Origin of the sequence: Mucilaginibacter sp. OK098 (assembly GCF_900142915.1) — a bacterium.
In the GTDB taxonomy this organism is placed as follows: Bacteria; Bacteroidota; Bacteroidia; order Sphingobacteriales; family Sphingobacteriaceae; genus Mucilaginibacter.
In genome coordinates, this window is sequence record NZ_FRCM01000007.1 from 255,015 (window position 1) to 266,473 (window position 11,459).

At 39.7% G+C, this 11,459-nt stretch carries 8 protein-coding genes; 7 read left to right on the plus strand and 1 reads right to left on the minus strand.

Annotated elements, in window-relative coordinates; translation table 11 throughout:
• Positions 1-243 precede the first annotated feature (243 nt).
• Positions 244-618 carry a hypothetical protein gene (locus BUE31_RS23725; protein WP_073406337.1) on the minus strand — a complete coding sequence of 125 codons (375 nt, stop codon included), beginning with the start codon at positions 616-618 and terminating at the stop codon, positions 244-246.
• Between the two features lie 496 nt (positions 619-1,114).
• On the opposite strand from BUE31_RS23725, the gene BUE31_RS23730 reads away from it, so the two are divergent.
• The 7 genes from BUE31_RS23730 to BUE31_RS23760 all read left to right on the plus strand — a co-directional run bounded on the left by BUE31_RS23730 (position 1,115) and on the right by BUE31_RS23760 (position 11,458).
• Positions 1,115-1,693, plus strand: coding sequence for an RNA polymerase sigma-70 factor (locus tag BUE31_RS23730; RefSeq protein ID WP_073406338.1), 579 nt, complete (start codon positions 1,115-1,117; stop codon positions 1,691-1,693).
• Positions 1,694-1,778: 85 nt separating this feature from the next.
• Positions 1,779-2,825, plus strand: a complete 1,047-nt coding sequence (locus tag BUE31_RS23735) for a FecR family protein (protein ID WP_073406339.1) — start codon at positions 1,779-1,781, stop codon at positions 2,823-2,825.
• Between the two features lie 257 nt (positions 2,826-3,082).
• Positions 3,083-6,526, plus strand: a complete 3,444-nt coding sequence (locus BUE31_RS23740; protein ID WP_073406340.1) for a TonB-dependent receptor — start codon at positions 3,083-3,085, stop codon at positions 6,524-6,526.
• Positions 6,527-6,537: 11 nt separating this feature from the next.
• Positions 6,538-8,082, plus strand: a complete 1,545-nt coding sequence (locus tag BUE31_RS23745) for a RagB/SusD family nutrient uptake outer membrane protein (RefSeq protein WP_073406341.1) — start codon at positions 6,538-6,540, stop codon at positions 8,080-8,082.
• A gap of 26 nt (positions 8,083-8,108) precedes the next feature.
• The gene (locus BUE31_RS23750) at positions 8,109-8,969 is read left to right on the plus strand and encodes a PKD domain-containing protein (RefSeq protein WP_073406342.1); all 861 of its coding nucleotides are present in this window, start codon (positions 8,109-8,111) and stop codon (positions 8,967-8,969) included.
• Between the two features lie 64 nt (positions 8,970-9,033).
• On the plus strand, positions 9,034-9,879 hold the full coding sequence (locus tag BUE31_RS23755) for a glycoside hydrolase family 16 protein (RefSeq protein WP_073406343.1): 846 nt from the start codon (positions 9,034-9,036) through the stop codon (positions 9,877-9,879).
• A gap of 130 nt (positions 9,880-10,009) precedes the next feature.
• Positions 10,010-11,458 carry a glycoside hydrolase family 30 protein gene (locus BUE31_RS23760; protein WP_073406344.1) on the plus strand — a complete coding sequence of 483 codons (1,449 nt, stop codon included), beginning with the start codon at positions 10,010-10,012 and terminating at the stop codon, positions 11,456-11,458.
• Position 11,459 lies beyond the last annotated feature (1 nt).

Genomic DNA, 11,459 nt, shown 5'->3' on the forward strand with positions numbered 1-11,459 from the left:
CAGGAACCGGAGCGATTCCTGATAACAAATATACAATTGCACTTATGTAATTAAAAATGTGCAGCCGTCTTTTAATGTATTGTTAATGTCAGAATTAAGAGACGATCATAAAAGGTTATTTCTCCCTTTTAATTTTTACTATTACTGGGTGATATAATAAAGATATAACCAAAACTTAAGCAAAAAAGCTCCCGGAAATTAATCCGGAAGCTTTATATAAATATCAACATTAAACTATTTTTATTAAATGGCAGGAAATATATTTTGGGCTAGTTTTCCCAAAACGGGTATAGGCTTTTCTTCTCCGTTTCTGGCACCAGTTAAACCAATTATCCAAAGAAGGATAAATAATGCGTTTACAAAAACAATAACATTAAAAGATGAGAATATGCCTTCTAATAATCCCATCCTATCTAAAAATAAAAGCACTCCATATCTTATTGAGATATAAGTAATATATAAAAGAAGAGTTTGCCTCAATTGAAAACTGCTTAAGCTTGTTTTCTCGGTTTGATGATATCCAAAATAAGATACCGACCACCCTAAAACAAAAAAATAACTGCACAACCCCGCTGTTTTCCCATCATCCTGTACACCGAAAATTTCATTCCCTCTCATAAATTGCTGTCGATTTGATTTTAATAGTAAATTTCTTAACAACTAACCCGTTTGTTTATAGTAGAATATTTATTCCTTATAAACCGGCTGTTATACGAAAGAGCGAATGCTTTTGTTATCATATTTATGTAAAATATGCATTGAAGGGCCAAGGTCCGGCATAAACAAAATATGGCTAAAACCAGGCTTTATTTAGTGGTGAACTTAAGGCCGAACCGATGGCTTTTCAGATGATGCAGAATGGTTGTCACTCCGTTTTCAGTATTATGGCATAGGTATCCGTCTGGTAAAAAAGCAAAGCAGATACAAACGGGAATTTATTCTTTGGCAGCAAATTTGAACCCGTGTAGTGGATATGTAGTGCTTAAATTCACCTTAAATAACCATAACTTTTTAAGTATTGTATTTAAAAACTTGTTAGTTAGCCAATTTTTTTTGAGTTTTGTTAATTGGTTAATGCTATATTAAATATAACATTAACATCCCATTATTGCCAATGAGTGATTTTACTGAACTTTCTGATGAGGACCTTCTTTTACTAATAAAGCAGGATAAGCTTAGTGCGTTTAAAGAGTTGTATGGCCGTTATTGGAAAAAACTTTACAGCAATGCTTATAAACGCTTAAAAAGCAAAGAGCTGGCAGAAGAAATTGTACAGGAAATATTTACTAACTTTTGGTTAAAAAGAGAATCACTACAAATAACCACTGTTTCTGGCTACATGCATTCGGCAATTGTTAACCGTGTAATTGACCAGTACCGTAAAGAACTGGTAAGGGTAAAATACAGGGAGGCTTTTAAGGTTGTTCATTCGGAGGCCGATAATTCAACCGAGGATGCAATAATGCTGAAGGACCTGGCTTATTCTATTGAAGCGGAGGTAAGCCAATTGCCAGACAAATGCCGATCGGTATATGAATTAAGCCGCAATGAACATAAAACCAATAAAGAAATAGCGCTGCACCTCGGCATCTCAGAAAAAACGGTTGAAAATCATTTAACCAATGCGCTGAGAAAACTCCGTATCGGTTTAAGCCACTACCTTTTCATCCTCATCATTTTCATCTATAAATAATTTTTTAAGAATTATTTTATCCGGGCTTAGGGGATACGCCTCAGTTAAACGTTAAGTATTATATAAACCCAATTATTTTCTTTTCATGGAAGGATCTAAACTAGCTGAATTGCTGGAGAAGTATATTGATGGCAATTGTACGGAGGCTGAAATAGCATTGGTTAAAGAATGGTATCAGTCCTTTGAACAAGAGCATGACCATATTTCGGGCATAAGCTTGTTTGAAGAAAATGAGCTTAAAGAACGGATCTATAACCACATCCTCCATAATACAGGTGAATCTGAAGATGAGGAAGAAGAATCCCCTTCAGAAAGATCTAATTGGCTGGTGCGCAGGTGGCCTGCCATTGCAAGTGCAGCTGCAATAATTGTAGCAATTGGAGCATTAGTGCTGTATCAGCATAATCAAATAAGAACAATGCAAATGGCTGCTGACGATGCTTCGCAGCAGCAAATGGAGTCTATTACCAATAACTCCGATCAGATCTATAAAGCAAAACTTCCTGATAACAGTTCTGTTTGGCTAAACCCGCGTTCGCAGTTAACATTTCCAAAGACCTTTGATTCAAAATCAAGGATTGTCTCTATATCGGGCGAATGTTTTTTTGAAGTAACCAAAAATCCAAAATGTCCTTTTATAATCAACAGTCGCTCCATTATTACAAAGGTTTGGGGTACCAGTTTTTTTGTTCGTGATAATGACCAAAGTAATACTGCAGAAGTTTCAGTACTTACCGGCAAGGTTTCGGTAAGTATTAAAACCGCTCATAACATCGACCAGCCTTCATTAAAGCTTGAAAAAGGCGAGGTGATGCTTTATCCCCATCAAAAAGCCATCTATTTAATTGATCAGCACATTTTAAAGCCCGAAACTGTAGAAAATGATGCCACGCTTCAGATCTGGAAACGCGTAAACCTGTTTTTTGATAATAAGCCACTTGGAGAAATAATCCCGGTGCTTAACTCAACATTTCATGTCCATATAAAGGTGAGGAGCGAGAAATTAAATCATTATATCCTGAATGCCGATATGGCTGGTTTTAATTTACCCGATGTATTGCAAGCATTAAAAAAGTCCCTGAATGTAAATTATGAACTGGGGGACTATGAAACCGACATAGAATTAGAATAAACCAATTAGCTAACCTAATAAATAAGCAGATGAAAGAAAAATTGCAAACATAAACCTATAAAATCCAACCAACCTGGTGCATGGCATCAGCATAAAAAAACTTAGAAGTGTTACGAGCACTTCTAAGTCAAAGTCGGCCCCGCGTGGAGAACACCAAACTAATGGTGAAGGGGCTTTAATTGTCTCATTTTTAACAAAGAAACATAAACAAATATATGAAATTTCGTTTACGAAGCCCTATTCCCTGGTTTAAAATCATGAAGATTACATTTAGTCAGATCCTGATAGCCTTGATGTTAAGCGGCATAGCTTATTCAAGCCCATTGAAGGCCCAGGACGTTCTTGACAAGACGGTAAATATGTCATTAAACAATGTTACGCTGCTGGACGCAGTAAACTATTTGCGAAAAAATAATAACGTAAAATTTATTTACAGTAAAAACGCTATTAATGTTTCGCAAAAGATCTCAGCAAATTTCACTAATCAATCTCTTAAAACCGTACTCGATCAGCTTTTTAAAAATAATGGCATTGATTACGAGGTATTGAAAAACAGGATAGTTCTTGGAAAATCAACTGATCTAACCGAGCCTTCAAATTCAACAGCAGCTACGGTTGATAAAGCCGATGGTATAAGCAATGCTGCAATAACTATCCCCGTATCAGGTAAGGTTATTGATGAAAAAGGCTTACCAATACCGGGTGCAACAGTTCTTGAAAAAGGCACTACCAATGGTATTACCACAAATAGCGATGGTACATTTAAATTAAATGTAAGCAGCTCAAATTCTGTTTTGGTTATAGCTTTTGTTGGTTACACAAGCCAGGAAGTACCGGCAAGCTTACAAATGCCAATTACCGTTACACTTATTGAAGACGTTAAGGGGATTAACGAAGTGGTGGTAGTTGGTTACGGTACACAAAAGAAAAGTGTTACAACAGGTTCTATCTCAGGAGTTACCGCTAGAGAGTTTGAAGATCAGCCAGTTACCCGTATTGAACAAATATTACAGGGCAGAACCTCAGGTCTTACAGTCACTACAAATGACGGGCAGCCGGGTGATGGGTCTACAGTACGAGTAAGGGGTGTAACTACATTTAACAATAATGATCCGTTGTGGGTTGTTGACGGTGTGGTGGTTGATAATGGCGGTATTGGCTACCTGAATCAGTCGGATATTGAATCGATCGAGGTATTAAAGGATGCCGCTTCATCAGCTATTTACGGTACGCGGGCTGCTGCAGGCGTTATCCTGGTTACCACCAAAAAAGGTAAAGCCGGTAAAATGCAGATCAATTATTCGGGTTATGTTGGCACATCTGCACCTGCCAGAAAATTAGATCTGCTGGATGCAACACAATATGCAACATTAAGAAACGAATCAAGTGTGGTGGCTGGGGCAAAAGGAAATGGAATACTATTTCCTAATCCCTCATCATTAGGAAAGGGTACCGACTGGCAATCTCTGATCTTTAATAATAGTGCGAAAGAAACAAACCAGGAATTAAGTTTCTCCGGAGGTAACGAAAAATCAACATATTATACTTCTTTTGGTTATTTAGATCAAAACGGTATTGTTGCCTCCCCAATTTCGAAATATAAAAGGGTAAATTTCAGAACGAACCAAACCTATAAACCATCAAAATATGTGAATTTTGGAGAAAATATTGGCTATACCTACAACAAATCAATTGGCCTGGGTAATACCAATAGCGTATTTGGTGGACCTTTAAGTTCTGCCATCAATCTTGATCCTACTACTCCTGCCGTAATAACCGACCCTACCGCTGCCACCGCTTTATTAGCAGCTCATCCAACAGCTATTGTAAATGCGCAAGGGTTTCCTTATGGTATATCAAGCGCCCCATCATTGGTAGGGCAGGAAATTACCAACCCGTTGGCATACATCCAAACCCGGTTGGGAAATTACAGTTGGGCCCACAATATAGTTGGTAACGCTTACTTAGAAGTTAATCCAATAAAAGGGCTGGCTATAAAGTCAACTCTTGGTACTAAAATGGCATTCTACGGCGATGAAAGCTTTACGCCGGTTTCTTATCTTAATGCATCAACCTTTACCACTCAAAATAACTATAACCGTGATATGACCCGTGTTTTTAACTGGAATATTGAAAACACGGCATCCTACACACACAGCTTTGGTAAACATCATGCTAACGCGCTGTTGGGGCAAGGATCATATATTGACGCAGCCAACGTGCAATCAGGCGTAACATACTACAATTTACCTGTAACTACCTTTAAAGATGCTTCATTAAATTACAATATTCCGGCCGTCCAAAGAATAGGTTATGGAAGTGAAGGGCAGGCACATCATATCAGTTCATTATTCGCACGCTTAAATTATGATTATGATGAAAAGTACATCCTTCAGGCTGTGATCAGAAGAGATGGTTCATCACGCTTTGGAGAAAACCATAAATATGGAACATTTCCATCCGTATCATTAGGATGGGTACCCACAAAAGAAGCCTTCTGGCCACAAAATAATGTTGTAGACTTCCTAAAGCTTCGTGGGGGTTACGGTGTTGTAGGTAATGACGCGCTTCGCGATAACGCATTCCTTTCAACAGTTAGTGGCGGCAGAAACTACAGTTTCGGCACAAATGATACCTATATTAGCGGTTATAGCCCGGATGCGCCATCAAATCCCAATTTGAAATGGGAACAAACTTCACAAACTAATATAGGTTTAGATGCGGTTTTATTTCATGATTTTAATTTAACACTTGAATGGTATAAGAAAAAAACAACCGGCATCCTTCAAGCAGTCAACATTCCATATTATGTAGGTGCGATCAACAACCCTTATGCCAATGTTGGCGATATGGAAAATACAGGCGAAGAACTGACATTGGGTTATCACAAAAAAGTTGGTGATTTTAACATTGGTTTTGATGGAAACATATCTCACCTTAAAAACAGGGTTACCCGTTTAGCTCCGGGACAGCTTTATTTAGACGGAACAGGCGTTCAAAATGTTGAGGGCGGTGTAACCCGTTCAACAGTGGGACAAGCCTACGGCTCTTTTTATGGCTATGATAACCTTGGAATATTCCAAACCCAGGCTGAAATTGACAGTTACATTTCGCCAAAAACCGGGCAAAGAATACAGCCTAACGCTAAGCCAGGTGATTTTAAATGGGCCGATTTAGATGGTAATGGAACTATAGATGATAAGGACCGTAAATATATAGGTAACTCATTGCCTTCCTGGCAGTATGGCTTAACCTTTACTGCGGCATACAAAAATTTTGACATTGTGATATTTGGACAGGGCCAGGCCGGAAATAAAATATTCCAGGGGCTACACCGCCTGGATATTCTTACTGCCAACTATACTACAGCTGCCTTAGGAAGATGGACCGGACCGGGAACATCAACTTTTTGGCCGCGTTTAACTGATGATGATGTTAACAAGAATTTTGAACGTAACTCCAGCTTCTTCCTGCAGAGTGGCACTTATTTCCGGATCAAAACATTGCAGTTAGGGTATACCCTTACAAAGGATTTAGTGAAGAAATTAGGATTACAAAGAGTGCGGGTTTACGCAACCGGAGAAAATTTAATAACGTTTACGAAATATACCGGCTATGACCCGGATATCGCCGGAAGCATTGACCAGGGCTTTTATCCGCAGGCCCGTACATTCATACTTGGTTTAAGTGTAGGTATTTAATATATAAGAACATGAAAAAGTATTTAAAATATTTATCAATTTGTGCTGTTGGGCTTCTGATTGCCCCGGCATGTAAAAAAAGTTTCCTGACGGTAAATCCAAAGGGGACAAATCTTGAATCACAATATTACCGTAATCAAGCTGAAGCCTTTACCGGCCTGGTAGCTGTTTACGATATTGTTGGTTATCAAAGTGGTGGCCTTTTAACAAAGGAAGATGCGATGGATGCCGGTTGTGATGATCATGTAGCCGGTGGCGGTGGCGCAGGCGATATTACCGATTTGCAGGTATTTAATAATTATACCCTTAATGAAACACAAGGCCCATCAAGTGCCTTATGGCAGGGGAGTTATCAAGGGATCTTTCGTGCTAATGTGCTTTTATCAAAGTTGCCGGGAGTACCTATGGATGCGGGGTTAAAGAAGAGGTATGCTGACGAAACTACCGCACTGCGCGCCTACTTTTATTTTGACCTGGTTCGCCTTTTCAAAAACATTCCGTTAATATTAACCGAAGTTGCTTCAGATCAGATAGACAATGTTTTACAGGTGCCTCCGGCAACAGTGTATAGCCAGATAGAGTCAGATCTGAAAGCTGTAATTGACTCAAAAAGCATCCCTGACAAAGTTGATGTTACAGCAGATGGCGGCCGGTTAACCATGGGTGCCGTACACGCGCTGTTGGGCAAAGTATATCTTTTTGATAAAAAGTATACTGAAGCTGCTGCACAATTTGCCATTGTTAATGGTACACCTGGTCAGCCAAATTCTACTTATGGTTATCAATTGCTTGCTAATTTTGCTGATCTGTGGAAGGTTTCCAATAAATTCAATGCTGAATCCATACTTGAAGTAGGGCATTCATCAAAATCAGGAGGTAGCTGGAGTTGCGCTGCATGTACTGAAGGAAATCTTTTAAACATATTGGTAGGCCCGAGAGGATATAACCCCAAAACTGCTGCTGCTCCTGATTATATCTCAGGTTACAGCTTCATTCCATTCACAAAAGAATTCTTTGATTTTATACATTTTGACCCGCGCAATAAAGCAACTGTTGCCAATTTAGACAGCCTTAAAGCAAATGGGATAGCTGATTATTCTGCTGGTTATGCTAATACAGGGTTTTTTGTTGGAAAATTTGCGGGTCATCTTGCTGACAAAACTACAGGTGGCGGTGCTCCTGAATTAAACTATCCGCAAAACATATATGAAATCCGATTAGCTGATACCTATTTAATGGAAGCCGAAGCGCTTATTATGGCTAATGGAGATTTAACCCGTGCCGCTGCTTTGATGACAGCTGTACATACCCGTGCGTATAATGATGGTAAAACACATGCGCTTGCAGCAACAATGCCCGTACTTAAAAATGAGAGGCGTGCTGAACTTGCTGCCGAAGGCCATCGCTGGTTTGACCTTGTACGCTGGGGAGATGCAGCTTCAGTACTTGGATACAAAGGCTTTAAAGCCGGCAGGAACGAGATCCTTCCAATTCCGCTTAATGATTTGAATGCCACCAAATTAAAGCAAAGCAAAGAGTATGGTGGTACTCTGTAATTTAAACTTATTTAATATTTAAATCAATGAAATTAAATTTATTTAAAGCTTACGCCCTAATTTTAGGGGTATCGGCTATTGGAATATATGTTGGCTGTAAGCCTGAAAAATTTGGAGATGGAAACGGGTTAACACCTACCAACCAGGCATCATTTACTATTACGCCTGTTGCCGGCAAGGCTAATCATTATGTATTAAAAGCTGTTGAAACCGGTGTACTGGGTGTAAAATGGGATTTAGGCGACGGAGGAGGTTCAAACCCCGGAACCGCTGTTGACAGTGTGTTTATTCCGGATGCAGGAACTTACAATATTACATTAACTACATTAGGTATTGGGGGCGCTACAAAAACAGCAACGCTTCCTGTTACTGTTCCCACATCCGACCCTGTATCAGGAAATCAGGTTTTAGGTGGTAAAATGGGTGCAGGTGATGATGCTTACTGGACACACTTTATTGTTGGCAGTGGAAATAATATGGTAATTGATCCGAGTAAAGGCGTAATGGTTGCTAATGAAACGGGTTATCAAGCCGGTGCTATTTACCAGGCCTTTAACCTTACTGCCGGGAAAAAGTACATGGTTGATATGGTAGTTTCGGGCAGCGGCGCTACCAATAGCTGGTTTGAAGTTTGGGTTGATACCAAGAAGCCTGTTAACGGGCAGGATTACAATACCGGTACTAAACCAATTTCTTTAAATACATTTGCGGGATGCGGCAAGTCGCCTTTCAATGGTAAACTATCAGCACTTTCATGTTCAGGTAGTGGCAATCCATTCACTGTTATAACCACCGGCAATTATTACCTGGTAATTAAATGCGGTGGCCAGGATACAGGGCTTACCGGAATTTCTTTTACCAACGTAACGTTAAGAGGAGTTAATTAATAGTAATAATACAAACAACAGGCTGTTTATTAAAGCAGCCTGTTGTTACAAAAAAAATTACTTTATGAAAAAATCAAACTTTATACTATTTCTATGTTTAGCATCAGGTATGCTATCATGCTCAAAAAAACAGGCTGTATTACCTCCGTTTGTGCCGGTTACACAAACGCCTAAAGTATATACCTTTGATACAATAGCAGCCTGGGCAGATGAATTTGATACAAATGGTGCTCCCGACCCTAATAAATGGGGATATGACGTAGGTGGAGGCGGCTGGGGAAACCATGAGCTGGAATACTATACCAATACAGTTAACAATGCAAGTATTACCAATGGCATACTAACCATAACTGCAAAAAAAGAAAGTATTGGCGGAATGAATTACTCTTCATCGCGCATGGTATCAAAAGCTTCAAACGATTTGCTTTATGGCCGGATTGAAGTAAAAGCCAAATTGCCAGTTGGCAAAGGAACCTGGCCTGCAATATGGATGTTGCCAAATGATTATGCTTATGGTAACTGGCCAAACTCTGGCGAGGTGGATATTATGGAGATGGTGGGTTTTGATCCTAATAATGTTCACTTTAGTATTCATGATCAAACCAACTTTGGCGGAAACTCTAAAACAAGCACTTTAAATATACCAACTGCCGAAACTGATTTCCACATTTACCGCGCTGATTGGACTCCGGATGGTATTAAAGGCTATTATGATAATACGCTGGTATTTACTTTTTTAAATGATAAAACAGGAAACTCAGCAACATGGCCGTTTGATAAACCATTTCATATATTATTAAACCTGGCTATTGGCGGCGATTGGGGTGGTTCACAAGGTGTTGACGATTCCATTTTCCCTACCGCCATGCAGGTTGATTATGTGCGTTATTATAAAATGATCACCAATTAATTATAGCGCTTTAGCTGTAAAACATTTCAAATCATCACAAATTAATTTGACACCGGGTCGAAAAATCAGGCATAATCATTATGCCTGCAATTATCTGCCGGGTATGTTTTCATTTATTTAAAAAATACTTATGGAAAAGATCAGGAAATATACTTTAATGGTTACGATAGCAGGGCTTTTGGCTTTTGGGTTTGGATGCAGTAAAAAGTCGCCCATCGGCGGCGGCGAAACACCACCACCCATAAAACCGGTTACCCCGGTTAAAACCGATGTTTCAATGTGGGTTACCACTGCTGATCAGTTTCAGCTGTTGAACAAACAAAATGTATCGCTGATTTTTAGTGCCGGTTCAAATCAAAACACAACCATAAATGTTGATACCACGCAAACCTATCAAACAATTGACGGCTTCGGCTTTTGCCTGTCAGGCGGCAGCGCTTACCTGATTAATAGTTTAAGCGATGCAAAGAAAACTGCATTGTTAAGAGAGTTATTTGCTACAGACTCAACCAGCATTGGCATCAGCTATATCCGTATAACTATAGGTGCGTCTGACATGAGTGCAGGTACTTTTAGCTATGATGATGTTGCCGGCGATGTTTCCTTGCAGAACTTTAGTCTCGCTAAAGAACAAACGGACCTGATCCCCATCCTGCAGAAAATAATAGCTATCAACCCAAATATTAAAATTTTAGCCTGCCCATGGAGTGCCCCGGCCTGGATGAAGGATAGTAATAGCTTTACTGGCGGCAGTTTAAAACCCGCGTATTTTGATGCCTATGCAAATTATTTTGTAAAATACATCCAGGGAATGAAGGCCGCAGGGATAACTATTGATGCCATTACCCCACAAAATGAACCTTTAAATGCTTATAATACGCCTGCTATGCTGATGCTATCCGCAGATGAAGGCTCTTTCATTAAAAACAATTTGGGGCCTGCATTTAAAACTGCCGGAATAACTACAAAAATTATTGTTTACGATCATAATGCCGACCACCCTGAATATGCGACTCAAATTTTAGCTGATGCGGCCGCCAATCCTTCTGTTGACGGGTCCGCCTTTCACCTTTATGGGGGCTCTATAAATGCTTTATCGCCAGTACATGATGCCTATCCTGCTAAAAACATTTACTTTACTGAACAGGCAACATTCCAAAGCGATCGGTTTGGCAGCGCTTTAGCATGGCACATAAGCAACCTGATTGTTGGAGCAACCCGTAACTGGAGCCGTAACGTTTTGGAATGGGTGCTGGCTACCGACGCGAATAACGGCCCGCATACCGCAGGCGGGTGCAGTACCTGTTTGGGAGCAGTAACTATAAGCCCTGAAATTACGCGTAATGTTGCTTATTATATTATAGCACACGCATCAAAATTTGTAAGGCCCGGCGCAGTAAGGATAGCTTCTGATCAGCAAAACACCCTATTGAACGTAGCGTTTAAAAATACTGATGGCTCCAAGGTGCTCATCGTAATAAATACATCAACCGGCGATCAATCATTCAACCTGAAATTTAACTCAAAAATTGTTACCACAACACTGCCTGGCGGTGCTGTTGCAACTTATAAATGGTAAT

Bases quoted from the DNA above. Each gene is read 5' to 3' on its own strand.
- BUE31_RS23725 (WP_073406337.1), bottom strand. From the start codon at position 618: ATGAGAGGGAATGAAATTTTCGGTGTACAGGATGATGGGAAAACAGCG.
- BUE31_RS23730 (WP_073406338.1), top strand. From the start codon at position 1,115: ATGAGTGATTTTACTGAACTTTCTGATGAGGACCTTCTTTTACTAATA.
- BUE31_RS23735 (WP_073406339.1), top strand. From the start codon at position 1,779: ATGGAAGGATCTAAACTAGCTGAATTGCTGGAGAAGTATATTGATGGC.
- BUE31_RS23740 (WP_073406340.1), top strand. From the start codon at position 3,083: ATGAAGATTACATTTAGTCAGATCCTGATAGCCTTGATGTTAAGCGGC.
- BUE31_RS23745 (WP_073406341.1), top strand. From the start codon at position 6,538: ATGAAAAAGTATTTAAAATATTTATCAATTTGTGCTGTTGGGCTTCTG.
- BUE31_RS23750 (WP_073406342.1), top strand. From the start codon at position 8,109: ATGAAATTAAATTTATTTAAAGCTTACGCCCTAATTTTAGGGGTATCG.
- BUE31_RS23755 (WP_073406343.1), top strand. From the start codon at position 9,034: ATGAAAAAATCAAACTTTATACTATTTCTATGTTTAGCATCAGGTATG.
- BUE31_RS23760 (WP_073406344.1), top strand. From the start codon at position 10,010: ATGGAAAAGATCAGGAAATATACTTTAATGGTTACGATAGCAGGGCTT.